The sequence below is a fragment of the Streptomyces sp. NPDC034103 genome (genome assembly GCF_055575395.1).
On the sequence record NZ_JBVISS010000001.1, the window covers coordinates 163,877 to 184,042 of the forward strand.

At 72.6% G+C, this 20,166-nt stretch carries 15 protein-coding genes and 1 pseudogene; 5 read left to right on the top strand and 11 right to left on the bottom strand.

All coding sequences use genetic code 11. The annotated features are described in order from the left end of the window. Positions 1 to 11: 11 nt before the first annotated feature. The 4 genes from ACZ56U_RS00755 to ACZ56U_RS00770 all read right to left on the bottom strand — a co-directional run bounded on the left by ACZ56U_RS00755 (position 12) and on the right by ACZ56U_RS00770 (position 4,488). Positions 12 to 1,301, bottom strand: a complete 1,290-nt coding sequence (locus ACZ56U_RS00755; RefSeq protein WP_469081848.1) for an aspartate aminotransferase family protein — start codon at positions 1,299 to 1,301, stop codon at positions 12 to 14. Continuing rightward, positions 1,298 to 2,140, bottom strand: a complete 843-nt coding sequence (locus ACZ56U_RS00760) for a nitrilase-related carbon-nitrogen hydrolase (RefSeq protein WP_469081849.1) — start codon at positions 2,138 to 2,140, stop codon at positions 1,298 to 1,300. The genes ACZ56U_RS00755 and ACZ56U_RS00760 overlap by 4 nt, the downstream gene beginning before the upstream one ends. A 191-nt stretch (positions 2,141 to 2,331) precedes the next feature. Further along, positions 2,332 to 4,068 (bottom strand): hypothetical protein, encoded by a 1,737-nt coding sequence (locus ACZ56U_RS00765; RefSeq protein ID WP_469081850.1) that lies wholly within the window; start codon positions 4,066 to 4,068, stop codon positions 2,332 to 2,334. Between the two features lie 168 nt (positions 4,069 to 4,236). After that, positions 4,237 to 4,488, bottom strand: a complete 252-nt coding sequence (locus tag ACZ56U_RS00770; RefSeq protein WP_469081851.1) for a helix-turn-helix domain-containing protein — start codon at positions 4,486 to 4,488, stop codon at positions 4,237 to 4,239. A gap of 32 nt (positions 4,489 to 4,520) precedes the next feature. Between ACZ56U_RS00770 and map the strand changes: the two genes are divergently transcribed. Together map and ACZ56U_RS00780 are read left to right on the top strand one after the other, a co-directional pair. Continuing rightward, positions 4,521 to 5,294 carry a type I methionyl aminopeptidase gene (gene map, locus ACZ56U_RS00775; RefSeq protein ID WP_469081852.1) on the top strand — a complete coding sequence of 258 codons (774 nt, stop codon included), beginning with the start codon at positions 4,521 to 4,523 and terminating at the stop codon, positions 5,292 to 5,294. 741 nt (positions 5,295 to 6,035) lie between these two features. Beyond that, positions 6,036 to 8,591 (top strand): ATP-dependent Clp protease ATP-binding subunit, encoded by a 2,556-nt coding sequence (locus ACZ56U_RS00780; RefSeq protein WP_469081853.1) that lies wholly within the window; start codon positions 6,036 to 6,038, stop codon positions 8,589 to 8,591. Here the strand turns inward: ACZ56U_RS00780 and ggt are convergent, their stop codons facing one another. Beyond that, entirely contained in the window at positions 8,592 to 10,397 is a 1,806-nt protein-coding gene (ggt, locus tag ACZ56U_RS00785) for a gamma-glutamyltransferase (RefSeq protein WP_469081854.1), read from the bottom strand. Between the two features lie 144 nt (positions 10,398 to 10,541). Between ggt and ACZ56U_RS00790 the strand changes: the two genes are divergently transcribed. Both ACZ56U_RS00790 and ACZ56U_RS00795 read left to right on the top strand, forming a co-directional pair. Next, positions 10,542 to 11,300: a hypothetical protein gene (locus ACZ56U_RS00790; protein ID WP_469081855.1), complete on the top strand. Its 759-nt coding sequence runs from the start codon at positions 10,542 to 10,544 to the stop codon at positions 11,298 to 11,300. Between the two features lie 117 nt (positions 11,301 to 11,417). After that, positions 11,418 to 13,037 (top strand): CocE/NonD family hydrolase, encoded by a 1,620-nt coding sequence (locus ACZ56U_RS00795; RefSeq protein ID WP_469081856.1) that lies wholly within the window; start codon positions 11,418 to 11,420, stop codon positions 13,035 to 13,037. 428 nt (positions 13,038 to 13,465) lie between these two features. Here the strand turns inward: ACZ56U_RS00795 and ACZ56U_RS00800 are convergent, their stop codons facing one another. Beyond that, a complete protein-coding gene (locus tag ACZ56U_RS00800) occupies positions 13,466 to 14,209 on the bottom strand; it encodes an amino acid ABC transporter ATP-binding protein (RefSeq protein ID WP_469081857.1) in 744 nt (247 codons plus the stop codon). A 123-nt stretch (positions 14,210 to 14,332) separates the two neighbouring features. Then, on the bottom strand, positions 14,333 to 14,740 hold the full coding sequence (locus ACZ56U_RS00805; protein WP_469081858.1) for a DUF6278 family protein: 408 nt from the start codon (positions 14,738 to 14,740) through the stop codon (positions 14,333 to 14,335). A gap of 116 nt (positions 14,741 to 14,856) precedes the next feature. Between ACZ56U_RS00805 and ACZ56U_RS00810 the strand changes: the two are divergent. Next, positions 14,857 to 16,158, top strand: a pseudogene (locus ACZ56U_RS00810) (SGNH/GDSL hydrolase family protein); the annotation flags it as partial. A 48-nt stretch (positions 16,159 to 16,206) separates the two neighbouring features. On the opposite strand, the gene ACZ56U_RS00815 reads toward ACZ56U_RS00810, so the two are convergent. From ACZ56U_RS00815 to ACZ56U_RS00830, 4 genes are all read right to left on the bottom strand, one after another. Further along, positions 16,207 to 16,986 carry an exodeoxyribonuclease III gene (locus ACZ56U_RS00815; protein WP_469081859.1) on the bottom strand — a complete coding sequence of 260 codons (780 nt, stop codon included), beginning with the start codon at positions 16,984 to 16,986 and terminating at the stop codon, positions 16,207 to 16,209. Positions 16,987 to 17,016: 30 nt separating this feature from the next. Continuing rightward, the gene (locus ACZ56U_RS00820; RefSeq protein ID WP_469081860.1) at positions 17,017 to 17,652 is read right to left on the bottom strand and encodes an MBL fold metallo-hydrolase; all 636 of its coding nucleotides are present in this window, start codon (positions 17,650 to 17,652) and stop codon (positions 17,017 to 17,019) included. A gap of 34 nt (positions 17,653 to 17,686) precedes the next feature. After that, complete coding sequence (gene pcaDC / locus ACZ56U_RS00825; protein WP_469081861.1) at positions 17,687 to 18,985, bottom strand: bifunctional 3-oxoadipate enol-lactonase/4-carboxymuconolactone decarboxylase PcaDC; 1,299 nt, start codon at positions 18,983 to 18,985, stop codon at positions 17,687 to 17,689. 97 nt (positions 18,986 to 19,082) lie between these two features. Then, the gene (locus tag ACZ56U_RS00830; RefSeq protein ID WP_469081862.1) at positions 19,083 to 20,054 is read right to left on the bottom strand and encodes a hypothetical protein; all 972 of its coding nucleotides are present in this window, start codon (positions 20,052 to 20,054) and stop codon (positions 19,083 to 19,085) included. Positions 20,055 to 20,166: the final 112 nt, after the last annotated feature.

Sequence of the window (20,166 nt, forward strand, 5' to 3'; positions counted from 1 at the left end):
TCAGGGTGCTGCTACCGGATGCTCCTCAGAGCGTTCTCGAGGATCGCGGCGCCCTCCTCGGCCTCCGCGACGGTGAGGGACAGGGGTGGTGCGATGCGCAGGGCGCTGGTGTCGTGGCCGCCACCCTTGCCGAGCAGCAGCCCGCCCTCACGGGCCGCCTCCAGCACCGCGGACGCCGCGTCCGGGTCGGCCTGGTCGGTGCCGGGCCTGGTCAGCTCGACGCCGATCATGAGCCCGCGTCCACGCACCTCCCGTACGCCGGGAACCTGCGCGGCGACCGCCCTCAGCCGCTCGATGAGGAGCCCGCCGACCCGCCGGGCGTTGCCCTGGAGGTCGTGCTCCAGCAGGTACGCCAGGTTGGCGAGGCCGGCCGCCATGGTGACCTGGGTGCCACCGAAGGTCGAGATGCTGTTGGCGTCCAGGCAGTTCATGATCTCGGCGCGGGCGACGACCCCGCCGATGGACATGCCGTTGCCGATGCCCTTGGCGAAGGTGAGGATGTCCGGCGGACCCGACTGGCCGTGCGCCTGCCAGCCCCAGAAGTGGTCGCCGGTGCGGCCCCAGCCGGTCTGCACCTCGTCGGCGATCCACAGGATGCCGCGCTCGGCGAGCACCTCACGGAAGGCCGCGTACAGACCGTCCGGGGGCGAGGTGAAGCCGCCGACACCCTGGACGGGTTCGGCGATCAGGGCCGCGGGCGGCCGGGTGTGGCCGAGCAGGTCCTTGAGGTCGTCGACGCAGGCCGCGATGAACTCGTCGTCGCCGAGGGAGGCGTACGGGCCGCGCGTCCGCACACCGCCGTGGACGTAGAGCGTCTGCAACGGCGACAGCGAGGTCGGCGACCAGCCGCGGTTGCCGGTGATGCCGACCGCGCTGAAGGAGCGGCCGTGGTAGCTGTTGCGCATCGCCAGGATCGTGTTGCTGCGGCGGTACGTCGTCGCCAGCATCAGGGCGGTGTCGTTGGCCTCGGTGCCGGAGGTGGTGAAGAAGACACGGGCGTCCGGGATGCCGGACAACTGGGCGACGCGCTCGGCGAGTTCGACCATCGGACGGTTCAGGTACAGGGTCGACGAGTGGATGATCCGCCCGGCCTGCTCGCTCACCGCCTTGGTGACCTCGGGCAGCGCGTGCGCGGTCATCGTGGTGAGGATGCCGCCGAAGAAGTCGAGGTACCTGGTGCCCGCCGCGTCCCAGACGTACCGGCCCTCCCCGTGCGTGATCTCCAGCGGGTCCTGGTAGTAGAGGGCGAGCCAGTCGGGCAGGACGACGCGGTGGCGGCCCAGCAGGTCCTTGTCGGTCACGGCTGCACCAGCCCTTCGTAGGCGTCGGGCCTGCGGTCGCGGTAGAAGGCCCACTGCTGCCGTACCTCGTCGATGAGGTCGAAGTCGAGGTCCCTGACGACGAGTTCCTCGTCCTTGTCGCTGGCGGTGTCCCCGACGAACTGGCCCCGCGGGTCGACGAAGTACGAGGTTCCGTAGAAGTCGTTGTCGCCCAGCTCCTCGACGCCGACCCGGTTGATCGCGGCGACGAAGTACTCGTTGGCGACGGCCGCGGCGGGCTGTTCCAGGCGCCACAGGTAGGAGGAGAGCCCGCGGTGGGTGGCGGAGGGGTTGTAGACCAACTGGGCTCCGTTGAGGCCGAGTTGCCGCCAGCCCTCCGGGAAGTGGCGGTCGTAGCAGATGTAGACGCCGACCTTGCCCACGGCCGTGTCGAAGACCGGCCAGCCGATGTTGCCCGGCTTGAAGTAGTACTTCTCCCAGAACCCCTTGACCTGGGGGATGTGGTGCTTGCGGTACTTGCCGAGGAAGGTGCCGTCGGCGTCGATCACGGCGGCGGTGTTGTAGTAGAACCCGGACTGCTCGACCTCGAAGACCGGCACGATGATCACCATGCCGGTGTCACGGGCGAGCTGCTGCATACGGACCACGGTCGGCCCGTCGGGCACCGGCTCGGCCCAGCGGTAGTGCTCCGGGTCCTGGACCTGGCAGAAGTAGGGGGCGTTGAACACTTCCTGGAACCCGATGATCTTCGCGCCCTGCCGGGCCGCCTCCCGGGCGTGCTCCTCGTGTTTCGCCACCATGGACTCGGTGTCGCCGGTCCAGGTGGCCTGGACCAGGGCGGCACGTACGACGTTGGCCATGAGCTGCTCCTTCGACGGGACCTCAGAGCCTCTACGCCCGTAGACGCAGGTCGTAGAGGGTCGAAAGTAAGCCTCCCCGGCGGCCTTGCCAAGACCATCGTCGTTAACCCGCTGAGTCGATCACGTTTCACACTCTCGTGGGTGAGCGGCCGGGCCGCTGAGAGATCTATCGGCACAGCGGTTCGGGCGGCTCAGGCGCTGAATCCGGCGACCCTGAGGGCGTGGACGAGATCCCAGTGACGCTCCTCCGAAACGCCCCGGGCCGCCTCCAGCAGCAGCGGTACGAGCGTCCCCGGACCACAGGCGGCGCTGCGGGCGGCCTCCTCGGGGGTGCGGACCCGGACGTAGGCGTCGAGCAGCGCGCGCACCTCGCGGTGGCGGTCCGCGGCGGCCAGGGCCATGACGGCGGCGCCGATCTCCTCGGCGGGCCGGGCGACACCCTGGCGCAGGATCTGATCCCCGTCGGTGCCGCGCCCGGCCTCGACCAGCGCATCCGCCGCCGCGACCAGCCGCTCGGCGGGCAGCGAGGCGGCCTCCCAGAGCAGGGTGGCCCAGTCGTGCCCGAGCCCCGCGCGCTGGAGCTCACCGGCGAGCAGCGGGAAGCGGGCGGCGGGCCAGTGGGCGGCCTCGACGAGCAGCGCGTGCGCCTCCCCGCTGCGCCCCTGCGCGCGCAGCCGCACCAGCGTCTCGACGGCTCGTACGACCTCCTGCCCGGCCACCGCGTCCACCGGTTCGGCCCGCGGCTGGGGCCGCGCCTCGACCGGCTCGGCGGCCCCGGCGAACCGGGCACCGCGCGGGGTACGGCGGGTCCGGGGGGCGGGCGCGGGCAGCGTGGGCATGACGGCGGGCGGTACGACGTCGGGGGCGGCCTCCTGCGCGGCGCCACCGGCGAAGCGGGCACTGCCGCGGCGACGCTTGCGCTGCTTGGGGGTGGGATCGGGGGCGGCAACGGGGCTGGGTGCCGGGACGGCGGCGGGGTTCTGGGGGCCTGCCTCGTCGGCGGGGTCGGGCCCGCGCGTCACGGCCCATTCGGGGACGTCGGCACGCACCGGTCCTGCCGTTCCTGCCGGTCCTGCCCACCCCGCCCCTTCCGCCGCTCCGGCCGGTCCCGTCGGCTCCCCGGCCGCCGCGACTCCCCCAGGGCCCAGGGGTCCCCCGGGCCCCGTGTGTCCCGCCCGGGAGTCACCACGCCCCGCGTCCTCACGCCAGCCCGCCGCCTCCGCCGTCGCACGCGCGTCGCGCTGCTGCGGCACGCTCGGGGGCCAGCCGTCGCCCTGTCCTGCGCCGCCCGAGGCATCCACACCGGTCGTGTCCTCGGCGGCAGCCGCGTCACCCGCGTCGCCCGGCCCGTACGCGCTCTCGATGCGGAACACCCCGCCGCTGCGGCCGCGTCGGATCGCCTGCGCCTGCCCCTCCACCGAGCGGTCATCCAACTGCCGCATACGGCTGCGGAGTTCGGCGCACCGGGCGGTCGCCCGCTCATGGTCGTCGCGGGCCCAGGCGAGGTCGAGGCGGAGGGCGTCGGCCTCCTCGCCGGAGGTGGCGACGGCCAAAGCGTGCCCCAACTGGGCCTGGCGTTCGGCGGCGTACCGCTGTTCGCGGAGCATCACGTCGAGCCGGTCGCCGAGGGCGTCCCGGCCGCCGGGCCGGGCGTCGAACGCGGCCAGCGCCTCGGCGTGCAGGGCGCGGGCCCGTCCGGCCTCGGCGGCGACGGCGCCCACGCCGTGCTCGGTGGCCAGGTCCTGCAGCAGCGCCTCCACCACGTCCCAGGGCGGCATCTCGCGCCCTTCGAGGCAGGCCCGCATGCCGTCCGGGTCGCGTTGCCAGAACACCGCGCACCAGCCGCCGCCCTGGTCCAGGCGCGCCAGCAGACCGTTCAGATAGTTCGCGAACTCCCGCACTCGACCTGGGAGTTGATCCACTGCCATCGTTCAACTCCCGCCAGACCGGAGCACTCCGGTCCGTAGAAAACACCAGTTGTGTTACGGCGCGGCTACGGAGGCTTTTCGAACCGGACGCAAAGATCCCTTCCCGCTCGGCGCGAGGCTGTGCGCCGTCGCGGAGTCAGGCCCCCGGCCGGACGGGGCGGGGCGGGGTCAGACCGGCACCAGCGCACACCGGACGACGAGGTCGTCCATGGAGAGTCCGAGAGCTGCCGCCAGGGCGGCGACCGTGAAGAAGGCGGGCGTCGGCGCCCGGCCGGTCTCGATCTTGCGGAGGGTCTCGGCGGAGACGCCCGCGCGAGCCGCGATCTCGGCCATGCTGCGGTCGCCGCGCGCCGCACGCAGCAGCCGGCCGAGCCGTTCGCCGCGTTCGCGCTCTTCCGGGGTCAAGGGGGTACGCACCATGACCCCATTCTAATACCGGTATAGTAATTGGCATGGTGGAGCTGAAGACAGACGCATCGATCGACGCCATGTACGAGGCCGGACAGGTCGTCGCACGGGCCCTCACAGCCGCGCGCAAGGCCGCCGACGTGGGCGTCTCCCTGCTGGAGCTGAACGAGGTCACACACGAGGTGCTGCGCGAGGCGGGCGCCTCCTCCCCCTTCCTCGGCTACCGCCCCTCCTTCGCGCCGACCCCGTTCCCGGCCGTCCTGTGCGCCTCCGTGAACGACGCGATCGTGCACGGCGTCCCGACCCGTTACCGGCTGCGCGACGGTGACCTCGTCTCGCTCGACTTCGGCGCCGAACTCGGCGGCTGGGTCGGCGACTCGGCGCTGAGCTTCACGGTGGGCACCCCGCGCCCGGCCGACCTGCGCCTGATCGACACCGCGGAGCGCGCGCTGGCCGCCGGCATCGCGGCCGCCGTCGTCGGCAACCGCATCGGCGACATCGCGCACGCCATCGGCACGGTGTGCCGTGCCGACGGCTACGGCATCCCGGAGGACTTCGGCGGCCACGGCATCGGCCGCCGCATGCACGAGGACCCGGGCGTCCCCAACGAGGGCCGCCCCGGCCGGGGCATGAAACTGCGCCACGGCATGGTCCTGGCGATCGAGCCGATGGTGATCGGCGGCGGCACCGACGGCTATCACGCCGACGCGGACGGCTGGACCCTGCGCACCAACGACGGCTCCCGCGCGGCCCACGCCGAACACACGGTGGCCATCACGGAGACCGGCCCCCGCATCCTGACGGCCCGCGCGGACTGAGGGGGGCGCGGGGGGTTGGGGGGCGCTGGGGCTTCGGGGGCGCATGCTTCGGGGCCGCACGAGTCTCCGGGCGCGCATGGGCTTCCGCGGGCGCAGGAACCGCCCCCAACCGCCGTACCGTGCCTGGCGGACAACCTGCCCCATGCCCCCATGCCCCCATGCCCGCGCACTAGGACGGCGACTGTGCGGGTTCGCGCGTCCGCAAGCCACCTCGGACCACCACGTCCATGGCGACCACCCGCACGGCATCGGCACCCGCCTGCCCGCTCAGCTCCTACTGACCGCGCCCCAGGACGGCAACCGCGCGGCGGTTCGAGCGTCCGCAAGCCACCTCGGACCACCAGGTCCATTGCGACCATCCACACGGCGTCGGCACCCGCCTCCCCCCAACGTCCACCCGTCCGCCTCAGCACCGAACTCCGCCGCCGGATGCCGCCCCGCGGCTGCGGCCGGGCGGCCGTCGCGTGCCCCGGCCAGGGCGTCTTCCCGGCCGGAGGTGCTGCGGGCCAACGATCGTGCGATCGTGTTCTACGAGCGCCAACGCGGCCTGCGCACGGCCGAACGTCCGCTGCGGCCGGTCCCGGACCTCGTGGCGGATGAGCGCCCGCCGCGCGCAGGTGGGTCTGCTGGGCGAGGACGGGCCAGAGGTGTAACCGGCTCCCCCTCGGGTTACCCGGCCCCGGCACGTCGATCGGCGAGGGCGTCCCCCGGGCCCCGCGGGAACGCCGGATGGGAACGGTCATGACCAGCGGCTTCAGCGGACCGGAAGACTACGACGCCTTCGGCGAGTTCCTCGCCCGTTTCTTCGGCGGCCCCCGCCCCGGACCCCGGCAGATCAACATCGGCCGGCTGCTCAGCCAGCCCGCCCGGGAGCTGGTCCGGGGCGCCGCCCAGTACGCCGCCGAGCACGGCAGCCGGGACCTGGACACCCAGCACCTGCTGCGGGCGGCGCTGTCCGCCGAGCCGACCCGGACGCTGCTCAGCCGGGCCGGCGCGGACCCCGACGAGCTGGCCGAGGAGATCGACGAGCGCTCCGGACCGGTGCAGCACCCGCCGGGCGAGGTGCCGCCGCCGACCTCGCTCTCCCTGACCCCGGCCGCCAAGCGTGCCCTGCTGGACGCGCACGACCTGGCCCGGGTCCGCGGCAACGGGTCCATCGGCCCCGAGCACGTCCTGAGCGCGCTCGCCGCCAACCCCGACTCGGCGGCCGGGCACATCCTCAACTCGGCCCACTTCGCGCCCGCGAGCCTGCCGCCGGAGCCGCCCGCGGACACCGGGCAGCCCCGTCCCGAGGCGCCCCGCGGCACCGGCACCGGCACCGGCACCCCGACCCTCGACAAGTACAGCCGCGACCTCACCGAACTCGCCCGGCAGGGCCGGATCGACCCCGTGATCGGCCGCGACGAGGAGATCGAGCAGACCATCGAGGTGCTCTCGCGGCGCGGCAAGAACAACCCCGTGCTCATCGGTGACGCGGGCGTCGGCAAGACGGCCGTCGTTGAGGGCCTCGCGCAGCGGATCGCCGAGAGCGACGTGCCGGACGTGCTGACCGGGCGGCGCGTGGTGGCCCTGGACCTGACCGGGGTGGTCGCGGGCACCCGCTACCGGGGCGACTTCGAGGAGCGGCTCAACTCCATCGTGGGCGAGATCAGCGCCCACTCCGACGAGTTGATCGTCTTCATCGACGAACTGCACACGGTCGTCGGCGCGGGCGGCAGCGGTGAGGCCGCATCGATGGACGCCGGCAACATCCTCAAACCCGCCCTGGCCCGCGGCGAGCTGCACATCGTCGGCGCGACCACCCTCGAGGAGTTCCGCCGGATCGAGAAGGACGCGGCACTGGCCCGCCGCTTCCAGCCGATCCTGGTGCCCGAGCCGTCCGTCGCGGACACCCTGGAGATCCTGCGCGGGCTCAGCGACCGCTACGAGGCCCACCACCAGGTCCGCTACGCCGACGAGGCGCTGGTGGCCGCCGTGGAGCTGTCCGACCGCTATCTCACCGAGCGGCGCCTGCCCGACAAGGCCATCGACCTCATCGACCAGGCCGGCGCCCGGGTCCGGCTGCGCGCCCGCACGAAGGGCACCGACGTACGGGCCCTGGAGCGTGAGGTCGAGCAGCTCACCCGGGACAAGGACCAGGCGGTCGCCGACGAGGGCTACGAGGAGGCCCTGCGCCTGCGTGACCGCATCACGGAGCTGAAGCGGCGGATCGACGACGCCACCGGGCACGACGAGGCCGACGAGGGCCAGCACCTGGAGGTGACGGCGGAGGCGATCGCCGAGGTGGTCTCGCGTCAGACGGGCATCCCGGTCGCCAGCCTCACCCAGGAGGAGAAGGAACGTCTGCTGCGCCTGGCGGAGCACCTGCACGAGCGGGTCGTCGGCCAGGAGGAGGCCGTGAGCGTGGTCGCCGAGGCGGTCATGCGCTCCCGCGCCGGGCTCGCCAGCCCGGACCGCCCGATCGGCAGCTTCCTGTTCCTCGGCCCGACCGGCGTCGGCAAGACGGAACTGGCCCGCGCCCTCGCCGAGGCCCTGTTCGGCAGCGAGGAACGCATGGTCCGCCTGGACATGAGCGAGTACCAGGAACGGCACACCGTCAGCCGCCTGGTGGGCGCCCCGCCCGGGTACGTCGGCCACGAGGAGGCGGGCCGGCTCACCGAGGTGGTCCGCAGGCACCCGTACGCGCTGCTCCTGCTCGACGAGGTGGAGAAGGCACACCCGGACGTCTTCAACATCCTGCTCCAGGTCCTCGACGACGGCCGGCTCACCGACTCCCAGGGCCGCACGGTCGACTTCACCCACACGGTCGTGGTGATGACCAGCAACCTCGGCTCCGAGGCGATCGGCCGCCGCGGCGCCGGGATCGGCTTCGGTCCCGGTGGCGCCGAGGCCGACGAGGAGGCGCGCCGCGAACAGGTACTGCGCCCGCTGCGCGAGCACTTCCGTCCGGAGTTCCTGAACCGCATCGACGAGATCGTCATCTTCCGCCGGCTGACGGAGGAGCAACTGCGGCAGATCACCGACCTGTTGCTGGAACGCACCCGGCGTCTGCTGCACGCGCAGGGCGTCACCGCCGACTTCACCGACGCGGCCGTCGACTGGCTCTCCCGCCGCGGCTACCAGCCGGAGTACGGCGCCCGTCCGCTGCGCCGCACCATCCAGCGCGAGGTCGACAACCGGTTCTCCCGGCTGCTGCTCGACGGCCGGGTGGGCGAGGGCGGCCGGGTGACGGTGGACGTGGTGGACGGGCGGCTCACCTTCGACACCGAAGAGAAGCCGCCCGCCCCACAGTTGTGACTACGGCGCCGCGTGCACCACCTGCGCCGAACCACCCCCGCGCCGCACGGTCTCGGCGGCAGCCAGCCACTTCCCGCCCGGCAGCCGCTGCACACCGGTCGCCGCGCCGATCTCGGCGTTCAGCTTGAACGAGTGCCCGATGGCCTCCAGTCGGGCGCGCAGCCCGCCGGGGCTGGTGTCGTTGAAGAGCGCCGGTTCCAACTCCGTCTGTGCGGCGTTGCGCTGGCTGGCCCGCGGCGCGGCGATCGCGTCCACGAGCGGCGTGCCCCGGTCGAGAAACTCCGTCAGCACCTGGAGCACCGTCGTGATGATGGTCGCCCCGCCGGGCGAACCCAGCGCCACCACGGGCTTGCCGTGCCGGTCCAGCACGATCGTCGGCGAGATCGACGAGCGCGGCCGCTTGCCGGGACCGGGCAGGTTCGGGTCGTGCACGGCCGGGTTGGCGGGCACGAAGGAGAAGTCGGTCAGCTCGTTGTTGAGGATGAACCCGCGCCCGGGCACGGTGATCCCGCTGCCGCCGGTCTGCTCGATGGTGAGCGTGTAGGAGACGACGTTCCCCCACTTGTCCGCCACCGTCAGATGCGTGGTGTTCTCGCCCTCGTACGTCGTCGGCGCCGCCGTCCCCCCGGCGCCGCAGCTCGCCGGGTGCCGCGGGTCGCCGGGCGCGACCGGGCTGGTCAGTACCGCGTCGTCCTTGATGAGGCAGGCACGGGAGTCGGCGTACTTCTGCGACAGCAGTTCCGTCGTCGGTACGTCCTCGAAGGCGGGGTCCCCGACCCAGCGACCGCGGTCGGCGAACGCGATCCGGCTCGCCTCGATGTAGCGGTGCAGGTACTGGACCTCGCTCGCCTTGGAGAGGTCGGTCCTCTCCAGGATGTTGAGGGCCTCACCGACCGTCGTGCCGCCGGAGGAGGAGGGTGCGATGGAGTAGACGCCGAGTCCGCGGTAGGACGTCCTGGTGGGCGCCTGGAGCTTGGCGCGGTAGGCCGCGAGGTCCTTCTCCGACAGGTCGCCGGGGCGGGCGTTCCAGCCGGAGGCCGGGTCCACGGGCGGGTCGTTGACGGTGTCGACGATCTCGTCGCCGAGCCGGCCGTGATAGAGCGCGTCGACACCCTTGCGGCCCAACTCGGCGTAGGTGCGGGCGAGATCGGGGTTCTTGAAGGTGGAGCCGACGACAGGGAGGGCGCCGCCCGGCAGGAACAGCTTCGCGGTGTCGGGGAAGTAGCGGAACCGGGTCTCGTTGAGCGCGGTCTGGGCGCGGAAGGTGTCGTCGACGGTGAACCCGTCGCGCGCGATCCGCTCGGCGGGCTTCAGGACCGTGCCGAGCCGCTTGCTGCCCCACTTGCCCAGCGCCGTCGCCCAGGTGGCGGGCGTGCCCGGCGTCCCGACGGCGAGCCCGCTGCTGACGGCGTCGGCGAAGGGGAGGGCTTTGCCGTTCTCGACGAACAGGTCGGGGCCGGCGGTCAGCGGGGCCGTCTCGCGTCCGTCGATGGTGTGCACCTTGCGCGATGTGGCGTCGTAGTAGACGAAGTAGCCGCCTCCGCCGATCCCGGAGGAGTAGGGCTCGGTGACGCCGAGGGCGGCTGCCGTGGCGACGGCGGCGTCGACCGCGTTGCCGCCCTTCCTCAGCACCTCGATGCCGGCGGCGGAGGCATCGGCATCGACGCTCGCGACGGCACCGCCGTACCCGACGGCCACGGGGACCTTGTCCGGGGCGCTCCGGGCGGCGGGCGGCGCCGCCCCCACCGACACCACGGCGGCCGAGACCGCCAGTACCGACAGTTTCCGCGCGACAGGGCGACGCATGCGTACCTCCAGGCCGAGACCGTCCGCGCAGCGTAACCAGAACACCGGGGGCCCGACAGTCCCCTTCCGGGCACCTGCCATGAGAACGCCACACTTCGAACACCGGTACGTACCAACCGTGTCGGCCCGCTAGCATGCGCGCCCATGAACGACGACGTGCGCAACATCGTCCTGGGCGTGGTGGCGGCCGGCATCAGCGCCGCACTCGGCTGGGTGGCCCGCACCTACCTGTGGAAGCGCAAACTGCGGCGCAAGCAGGCCTTCTTCGGGCTGCCCGACAACTCGGAGTCGCTGCTCGTCGTCAACCGTGACGCGGGCGGCCCCGACCTCTCCGTGCACCGCTACGACGTCTTCGCGCTGCTCGAGCTGTCCGCCCTCATCAAGGACTGCGGCGCGCACGCCGAGGTGGTCGCCCAGGACGCGGCCCGGCAGGGCTTCGGGGAGCGCACGGAGTTCTGTGTCGGCGGCCCCGGGTCGAATCGGCGCATGGCCGCGCACATGCAGGCCATGCTGCCCGGGGTGCGGGTCAACACCGACCCCGAACCGGGCCCGGACCGGCTGGCGTTCCAGATCGGCAGCGAGCGCTACCGGATGGAGAAGGGTCTGTCCGAACACGTGCTGCTGGCCCGGCTCACCGCCGGAATGCCCGGCCAGGACCGGCCGGTCTTCCTGTTCTGCGGCCAGACCGCGATCACCAACCAGGCTGCCACCCGCTATCTCGCCCGCAACCACGAGCGGTTGGCCCGCAAGTACGGCGACAACGCGTTCGTCCTGCTGCTGAAGGTGGTCAACTCCCAGGCGTACGGCCCGGACGTGGCCGAGTTGGTCGCGGACGTGACCCGGGCGGCCCAGGCACCCCTGCCCACCCCCGCGGCTCCCCGCAACTCCCACCGCGCCTCCTGACTTCGTTCACATACCACCAATCGTTACTCCCACGTAACTTACCGACGGGTTACCCCCGGTAAAGGTGCGAGGTTACCGTCTGGTCACTTTGCACTGACACGAGCGAGGGAGTGACCGATGGATCCCAGGGGCGCGGAGCACCGTCGAACAGGGTGGTGGCGGGCGGCGGGTGGGCATCCTCGCAAGGCCCTGCGCACCACCGCCGTGGGCGCCGTGTCCGCGACGCTGATCGCCGGTGGCGTCCTCGGGGCGGCCCCCGCCGCACAGGCCGCCACGGACACCGTCCGGTTCGTCGACATCTCCGGCGAGGGCGGCACCGTCCTGAAGGCCAATGTCATCACTCCGGCCGGCTCCGACGGCAGCCGCGCCTACCCCCTGCTCGTGCTGCCCACCAGCTGGGGCCTGCCCCAGGTCGAGTATCTCGCGCAGGCCCAGAGACTCGCGAACTCCGGCTATGTGGTGCTCAGTTACAACGTGCGCGGCTTCTGGCAGTCCGGCGGGGAGATAGAGGTGGCGGGCCCGCCCGACATAGCCGACGCCCGCAAGGTCATCGACTGGGCCCTCGCCAACACCCCCTCCGACGCGCGCAAGGTCGGCATGGCGGGCGTCTCCTACGGCGCCGGCATCAGCCTGCTCACTGCCGCCCACGACAAGCGCGTCAAGGCGGTCGCCGCCCTCAGTGGCTGGGCGGACCTGATCGACTCGATCTACTCCGGCCGCACCCAGCACGTCCAGGCCTCGGCCCTGCTGGACGGCGCGAGCGTCGTCACCGGGCGCCAGAGCGCCGAACTCCGGTCGATCTTCGACCACTTCTACGCCTCCGACCTGTCCAAGGAACAGGACATGATCAACTGGGGGAAGAAACGTTCAGCCGATACCTATCTGGACCAGATCAACCAGAACGGCGCCGCGGTCATGATGGCCAACGCCTGGGGCGACTCGGTCTTCGCGCCCAACCAGTACGCCGACTTCTACGAGAAGCTGACCGGCCCGAAGAGACTGGAGTTCCGCCCCGGCGACCACGCCACCGCCGAGCTCACCGGACTGCTGGGCCTGCCCAACGACGTCTGGACCGACACCGAGCGCTGGTTCGACCACTACCTCAAGGGCGAGGACAACGGCATCAACCGCGAACTGCCCGTCCAGCTCAAGTCCCGCTCCGGGGGCGCCTACGAGGGCTACCCGGACTGGAAGTCGGTGGGCGCGACCACGAGAAAGCTCGACCTCGCCGGCACCACCACGATCCACACCAACGTCGACTCGGGCGCCAACGGCGGTGTCGTCTTCCTGTCCAGCATCCTCGACCAGATCGCCCAGCTGCCGCCGATCGCCTCGATCCCGCTGCTCCCCCGCGCCTGGGCCGCCGTATGGCAGTCCGGGAAGTACGCCACGGCCCAACAGGTGCGCGGCACCGCCACGGTGCACACCACCCTCACCCCGACCAAGGAGAGCGGCACCCTCGTCGCCTACCTGTACGACGTGGGGCCGCTCGGACTCGGGAAGCTGGTCAGCAACGCGCCGTACACCTTCCACGGGCGGACGCCCGGCAAGCCGTTCGGCGTCGACCTGGAGCTGTACTCCACGGCCTACGACGTCCCGGCAGGGCACCGGCTGGCTCTGGTCGTCGACACGGTCGACCCGCTCTACATCGAGCACAACCCGTCCGGCGCGCGGCTGACCTTCTCCTCGCCGGCGAACGACCCGTCGTACGTGTCGATACCGCTGCGCGAGCAGTGATCTCCGGCCGGCGCCGGGCGGGTAGGGCTCTGTGAGCTGCCACCCCCCTACGGTCTCGGGGCCGTGGGGGGACCCCCACCAGGCAGCAGCGTCCCGGGGTCGGCCGTGGCGACGTCCACGGCCTGGGTCGTGGGACCGTGCCGCTCACGCCCGGCTGACCGGGCGAGCGGCCTGCGCATCCCGGCGCGGATCGGTGAGGTCACCGTCACCACCGGGATGAACGGCACATCGTAGTCGAGGTCCGCGGCGACGGGCCCGCCGGCCTGGCACAACTCCGACCCGGCGACCCGGCGATGGCGGCTCCGGAGCGGCCCTTCGTCCGCTTCCGGGCGGGCGGCCCGGCCGGGCCGCGGCCCTGTGGCACGGGGTGGTCCTGCGGCCCGGCGGCGGCCGGACGTGGGTTGCCGAACATGGTCGCGCTCCCCCGGTCAGTGCTTGAGGATCTTGGAGAGGAAGTCCTTGGCACGCTCGCTGTCGGGGTGGGTGAAGAACTCCTCGGGGGTGCGGTCCTCGACGATCCGGCCGTCGGACATGAACACCACGCGGTGGGCGGCCGAGCGGGCGAAGCCCATCTCGTGGGTGACGACGACCATGGTCATCCCCTCCCTGGCGAGCTGCTGCATGACCTCCAGGACCTCGTTGATCATCTCGGGGTCGAGGGCCGAGGTCGGCTCGTCGAAGAGCAGGGCCTTGGGCTCCATGGCGAGGGCGCGGGCGATGGCCACGCGCTGCTGCTGGCCGCCGGAGAGCTGCGCCGGGTACTTGTCCGCCTGGTCGGCGAGGCCCACCCGGTCCAGAAGCTGCCGCGAGTGCCGGTCGGCCTCGTCCTTCTTGCGCCCGCGTACCTTGATCTGCGCGAGCGAGATGTTCTGGAGGACCGTCTTGTGGGCGAACAGGTTGAAGGACTGGAAGACCATACCGACCTCGGCGCGGAGCCTCGCGAGGCCCTTGCCCTCCTCCGGCAGCGGCTGTCCGTCGAGCTGGATCTCGCCGGAATGGATGGTCTCCAGCCGGTTGATCGTCCTGCACAGTGTCGACTTTCCCGACCCTGACGGGCCGATGACCACGACCACCTCCCCCTTGCCGACGGTGAGGTTGATGTCCTGCAGGACATGCAGCTCCCCGTAGTACTTGTTGACGTCACGCAGCTCGATCAACGGATCGACGGCCATGCCCAGCCCTACCCACTCTCAGCTGTCTCGCGATTGCCGCAAACTATCCACACAAGAGTGGAGTCAGTACACGACACGCACTTTTCGGGCATTAGCCGTATTTACGCCCCACTTATGTGTGCGCTAGGACTCCGCCACCTCGGCGTACAGCTGGGAGAGTTCGGGCACCCCGCTCGCCGCCCACTCGTGCCCGTCGGCGACGACGTCGAACTCCCGGCCGGAGGCGAGCCGGATCACCGGCTGCCCGTCGGGGCGGATCTCCCACCGGGCCCCCGCCACGGTCCGCACGATCACCGTCCCGAGGTACAGCCCGGCGTCGTTGCCGAGCCAGTCCAGCGCCTCCGCGTCGTCCCGCCAGCGCGGCACCAGCTGGTCGAGGGCCTCCAACGAGTCGACGGTGTCGTTGAGTTGGACACCGTCGCGGTGCGCCTGGTGGCGCAGCAGCTCACACTCGGCGAGGAGTTCGGCGATGCCCTCGGCGTCGTGCGCCTCGGCTTCCTTGCGCCGGTTGCCCAGAAAAGGGATCTTCATATGCCCAGCGTGTCATTGGCATGCGCCCCCGCACCACAGGCGCGCGCGGACCGCCGATCCGGGGCGACTTCACGCCGGGTTCGGGCATGGCTCGTTGACGCGTCCCCTGCGCCTCCCTGCCTTCACGGAGGGAACCGGTGCCGCTGGAGCGGCTCTTCGACAACACGGCGGTCAGCGACGACGCCCGTCCCGGGGAGGCGGACCTCGACGGCTCGGGCGCCTCGCTGTCGGCCCGGGGACCTCGCGGCCGCGGGCTGGACGCCCGGCCGGGCCCTGACCGTCCAGGACGCCCGGCCGGGCCCTGACCGTCCAGGGCGCCCGGCTGACCTGGCCGCGCGGCCGGGCGGGCGCGCCGGACAACGTACGCGCCGCCGGTCAGACCGTGCGCGTCCACGGCCGTGGCGACTCGCTCGCCTTCCTGGTGGCCGGCACGGCGGGCACCGAAGTCAGCGGCTCGGGCCGGGTGTCGTACGCGCGGGGCGGCGGCTCCTCCTACCGCCTGACCGCCCCCGACTGGCGCACGGGCCCGCTCGCCACGAAGGCGGTCGCGCTGCCGCATGTGAACACGCCCGGCGGCCAACTCACCGAGAAGGCACGGCTGTAGGTCGTGACCGTGCCCCTGGCGCGTGGGCGTCAGGTCACCTCGGTGCGGCTGCCCGACGCGCCCTCGCTGCATGTGTTCGCGGTGTCCGTACGGGCCGACACGCCCGGCTGGAGCGGGAGTTGGGCGACCGCGACGGGCGGCTACCCGTCCGTCGGTCCGTGGCGCGACCGCACGCTGCGGCTCGTCGTGCACACCTCGGTGGGCGGGCCGCGGGTGCGCCTGCGGTTCGACAACACCTTCGCGGCTGCACCGGTGCGGATCGGGAGCGCGACCGTGGCGGTGCGGGCGACGGGCGCGGCGGCCCGGGACATGCCCGAGCCGGTGACCTTCCGTGGAAGCGGCCGCGGTCGCGCTGCCCGCCGGGGTACAGGCGTTCAGCGATCCGCTCGGCCTCGACGTGCCCGCGGACGCCGATCTGCTGGTGAGCTTCCATCTGCCGGGCACGGTGACGGCGGCTCCGGTGCACCGGCTCGCGCAGCAGCGGTCGTACGTCAGCGAGCCGGGCGACCACACGGCGGACGGCTCGGCGACCGCGTACACCGGTGTGATCACCAGTCGGCCGCTCCTGGCCGGCGTGGACGTGGGCGGCGGGCCGGGGTCCGTGGTGCTGCTCGGGGGTTCGATCACGGACGGGGACCACTCGACGGTGGACGCCGACCCGCGCTGGCCCGACGTGCTGCCGGCACAGTGCGTGGTGCCGCACTACGGCGTGCTCGACCAGGGGATCTCCGCGAACCGTGTGGTCTCGGACCGCCACCCCGGCGACGGGGTCCTGACCGACACGGGCGGGGTGAGCGCCCTGCACCGGTTCGACCCCCGGCCCACCCGGCACGGATGCTGCCCTGGGGCTGCTGCAGGCCCCCTACACGTCCAGGTCGACGACGACCGGGGCGTGGTCCGAGGCACCCTTGCCCTTGCGCTCCTCACGGTCCACGTACGCGTCGGAGACGGCCTTCGCGAACGGCTCGTTGCCGTACACCAGGTCGATGCGCATACCGCGGTTCTTGGGGAAGCCGAGCTGGCGGTAGTCCCAGTACGTGAACGGGCGGTCGTACTTCAGGGGGCGCGGGACCACGTCCGACAGGCCCGCCTCGCGCAGGGCGGCGAGGGCGGCGCGCTCGGCGGGGGTGACGTGGGTGAGGCCCGCGAAGGCGGCCACGTCGAAGACGTCGTCGTCGGTCGGCGCCACATTGAAGTCGCCCAGGACCGCGAACGGGCGGCTGCCCGCCGCGTCGCCCGCGACGGCCGCCTTGAGAGCCTCGAACCACTGGAGCTTGTAGGCGTAGTGCGGGTGACCGACCTCACGGCCGTTCGGCACGTACACCGACCACACCCGGACCGGGCCGCACGTCGCCGAGATGGCTCGGGGCTCGGGGGCGCCGTCGTAGCCGGGGTCGCCGGGCAGGCCCTTGACGATGTCCTCCAGGCCGACCCGGGAGATCACCGCCACCCCGTTCCACCGGCCCGTGGCGTGCACCGCCGCCTCGTAGCCCGCCTCGCGCAGCTGGTCGAACGGGAACTGCTCCTCGGCCAGCTTGGCCTCCTGGAGGCAGAGCACGTCGGTGCCGCTGCTCTCCAGCCAGGCCAGGAGCCTCGGCAGGCGGGCGGTGATCGAGTTGACGTTCCAGGTCGCGATGCGCATGTCCGACAACCTACCGGGCCCCACTGACACTCACACGGACGCGCTCTCCCCCGGCGCCAGACGCAGGTGCTCGGAGCCGCCGAGGGCGCCGATCTGGTTGTCGTAGATCGGGCGGGCGAGGTCGGTGAGCAGGGCGTCGTGGATGTCGTACGCCCGCTGCGGCTTGACCTCACGGACGTACTCGATGACCTCGGAGATCTTGCTCCAGGGAGCCATGACCGGGAGCATCAGCGTCTCCACGGCGTGGTCGGGGACGGTGAGGGCGTCGCCGGGGTGGAAGACGCGGCCGCCGTCGATCAGGTAGCCGACGTTGGTGATGCGCGGGATGTCGGGGTGGATCACGGCGTGCAGTTCGCCGTGGACCTGGACGTCGAACCCGGCCGCCGTGAAGGTGTCGCCGTGGCCGACGGTGTGCACGCGGCCGGGGAAGGCGGCGGAGACCTTCTCCGCGACGGACCTCAGCGTCCAGATCTCCGCGGCCGGGTTCGCCTCCATGGCCGCGCGCAGCCGCTCCTCGTCGAAGTGGTCGGGGTGCTCGTGGGTGACGAGGATGGCCTCCGCGCCGACCGCGGCGTCCGCCTCGCTGAACCCTCCCGGGTCCAGGACGAGCGTGCGGCCGTCCTTCTCGAGGCGGACACAGGCATGCGACTTCTTCGTGAGCTTCATGGACTCCATCCTGCCGTTCGGGCCGGGCGGGTGCTCACTCCTGCGGGGTCGTCTCCTCGCGGACGACCTGCTGGGCCACCGTGAACGCGCGGCCGGCGGCGGGCATCCCGCAGTAGACCGCCGTCTGGAGCAGCACCTCCCTGATCTCGACCGGGGTCAGACCGCTGCGCAGCGCCGCCCGGACGTGAAAGGCGAGCTCCTCCAGGTGGCCGCCCGCGACGAGGGCGGTGAGCGCGACACAGCTGCGCGAGCGGCGGTCCAGGCCGGGGCGGTCCCAGACCTCGCCCCAGGCGTAGCGGGTGAGGAGCTCCTGGAAGTCGCCGGAGAACTCGTCCGCCTGCGCCAGCGCGTGGTCGACATGCGCGTCCCCGAGGACCTCGCGGCGCACCTTGAGCCCGGCGTCGTACGGGTCGGGCCGTCCGCCGCCCACGACCGGCACGGGGGCGGCGGGGGCGATCTCGGCGATCGGCGCGGGCTGCTGCGGCGCGGCGGGCCCCGCCTTGGCCGGGGCCGCCGGGACGGCCGTCTGGCCGGTGGCGGGGTCGAACGCGGGCTGCCAGGCGGTGGAGAAGTGCCGCACCAGCAGGTCGGTGACGGCCGCGGGCTGTTCCACCGGTACGAGGTGGGAGGCGCCGGGCACCACGGCGAGCCGCGAGTCGGGGATGCCGGCGACGAGGGTACGGGCCTCCGCCGGGCCGGTGACCTGGTCGTCGGAGCCGACGAGGACGAGGGTGGGCGCGCCGACCCGGGTGAGGTCGACCCGTACGTCGAAGGCCGCGAGGGCCTCGCAGGCGGCGATGTAGCAGCCCGGGTCGGTGGTGCGGACCATCTGCACGGCCCAGTCGGTGATCGCGGGCTGCGCGGCGGCGAACCCGCCGGTGAACCAGCGGTCCGGCGAGGAACGGGCGATCGGGTCGAGCCCGTTGGTCCGCACGATCACACCCCGCTGCCGGAACTCGTCCGGGGTGCCGAATCTCGGCGACGCGGCGATCAGCGCGAGCGAGGCGATCCGCTCCGGGCGGCGCAGGGCCAGTTCGAGACCGACCGCGCCGCCGAGCGCGCACCCCGCGTAGCCGAAGCGCTGGATGCCGAGGCCGTCGAGGGTGGCGAGCAGCCGGGCGGCGAGGTCGACGACCGAGCCCGCGGGGTACGCGGGGGCGCCGCCGTGCCCCGGCAGGTCGTACCGGAAGACCCGCCACTGCTGGGCCAGTTCGGGGACCTGGCGGTCCCACATGTGCCAGGTGGTGCCGAGCGAGGGGCCGAGGACGAGGACCGGGGCGTCGTCCGGGCCGTCGAGGCGGTACTGGAGGGCGGGGGTCTGCGTCTCACTCACCGCACCACGCTAACCGCCGTTCCCGGCGGGCTCGTCCGTGGGCCCCCACTCCCCGCACCCGGCTCCCGCATCTCACCGGTGAACCCTCACGGCGCCTTCAGCGCGCGACGGGCACGGGTGTCGGTTCGGCCCGCACGGTCACCCCGTAGCGGGTCCGCATCCTGCGCATCTCCCACAGCGAGACGGCCGTCACCGACAGCGGGCCGCCGAGCAGGGAGCAGTACTGCACGGCCGGCGGGCCCTGCGGCATCCCGCTGTCGATCAGGTTGAAGATCGCGAGCACCCACACCAGGGCCACGGTCACCACGGGCGGCAGTATCGGATGGACGTGGGCGGTGTTGAAGGCGCTGCGCGCGGAGTACAGCGACGCCAGGAGGAAGAACGGGATGCCCCAGCCCAGCACGGCCAGCCCCCCGATTCCCACCAGGAAGCCCTGCCAGCCCCGCACGTCGGCCTGGGAGGCCTGACCCATGCCCAGGAGGGTTCCCGCGAGGACGAGCACGGTCAGCAGGTACCAGCCGACCGCCTTCAACGGGGCCCGGAGCCTGGAGCGCAGGTGGGGCCGCAGGTGCGGGGGCGCGTAGTAGAAGAACCCGAGGACGACCAGCGGGCCGCCGACGATCAGCAGGACCGGGGCGATGATCATGTTGGCGACGCCGCCGGTCGCGACGTCCTCCCAGCCGTTCCGCTCCACGCCGTAGGCCAGGAACAGCCCGACCGTGGCGGCGGCGCCGAGCACCGAGCGGGCCACCTGGACGCGGTCCACGGTGCGGTCCTCGATCCGGCCGTAGCCCTCCTGCACGAAGAGGCGGGTCGCGACGCGGTGCGCGGAGCGGATGACGGCGGCGACCAGATAGGGGGCGGAGAGGAACCACAGCCGACTGCGACGGCGCGGTGCCCGCGCGGGCACGGGGGCCGGGGGCACGTAGGGGTACGGGTGCTGGGGCGGGTACGGGTGCGGCGCCTGCGGAGGTACGTACGGGTTGCCGGGCGGCGGGCCCCAGCCCTGTGCCCCTGGTCCGGTGCCGCCGTGCCGGCCCGTGTCCGGACCCCATCCCCCCGTTGCCATACCGCTTCCCCCGTTCGTCCTCGGCCGGTTGTCGTGCCGCAGAGCGACATCGCGGCATCTTAGTGGCTCATGCGCCGCCTGACGGCGCGGTCGCTGTGCGGACTGTGTGTGG

What these genes read in the sequence shown, in the direction of transcription:
- ACZ56U_RS00790 (WP_469081855.1), top strand. Translation starts at nt 10,542, where the DNA reads ATGAACGACGACGTGCGCAACATCGTCCTGGGCGTGGTGGCGGCCGGC.
- ACZ56U_RS00765 (WP_469081850.1), bottom strand. Translation starts at nt 4,068, where the DNA reads ATGGCAGTGGATCAACTCCCAGGTCGAGTGCGGGAGTTCGCGAACTAT.
- ACZ56U_RS00830 (WP_469081862.1), bottom strand. Translation starts at nt 20,054, where the DNA reads ATGGCAACGGGGGGATGGGGTCCGGACACGGGCCGGCACGGCGGCACC.
- map (WP_469081852.1), top strand. Translation starts at nt 4,521, where the DNA reads ATGGTGGAGCTGAAGACAGACGCATCGATCGACGCCATGTACGAGGCC.
- ACZ56U_RS00780 (WP_469081853.1), top strand. Translation starts at nt 6,036, where the DNA reads ATGACCAGCGGCTTCAGCGGACCGGAAGACTACGACGCCTTCGGCGAG.
- ACZ56U_RS00820 (WP_469081860.1), bottom strand. Translation starts at nt 17,652, where the DNA reads ATGAAGCTCACGAAGAAGTCGCATGCCTGTGTCCGCCTCGAGAAGGAC.
- ACZ56U_RS00770 (WP_469081851.1), bottom strand. Translation starts at nt 4,488, where the DNA reads ATGGTGCGTACCCCCTTGACCCCGGAAGAGCGCGAACGCGGCGAACGG.
- ggt (WP_469081854.1), bottom strand. Translation starts at nt 10,397, where the DNA reads ATGCGTCGCCCTGTCGCGCGGAAACTGTCGGTACTGGCGGTCTCGGCC.
- ACZ56U_RS00815 (WP_469081859.1), bottom strand. Translation starts at nt 16,986, where the DNA reads ATGCGCATCGCGACCTGGAACGTCAACTCGATCACCGCCCGCCTGCCG.
- ACZ56U_RS00805 (WP_469081858.1), bottom strand. Translation starts at nt 14,740, where the DNA reads ATGAAGATCCCTTTTCTGGGCAACCGGCGCAAGGAAGCCGAGGCGCAC.
- ACZ56U_RS00795 (WP_469081856.1), top strand. Translation starts at nt 11,418, where the DNA reads ATGGATCCCAGGGGCGCGGAGCACCGTCGAACAGGGTGGTGGCGGGCG.
- ACZ56U_RS00800 (WP_469081857.1), bottom strand. Translation starts at nt 14,209, where the DNA reads ATGGCCGTCGATCCGTTGATCGAGCTGCGTGACGTCAACAAGTACTAC.
- ACZ56U_RS00760 (WP_469081849.1), bottom strand. Translation starts at nt 2,140, where the DNA reads ATGGCCAACGTCGTACGTGCCGCCCTGGTCCAGGCCACCTGGACCGGC.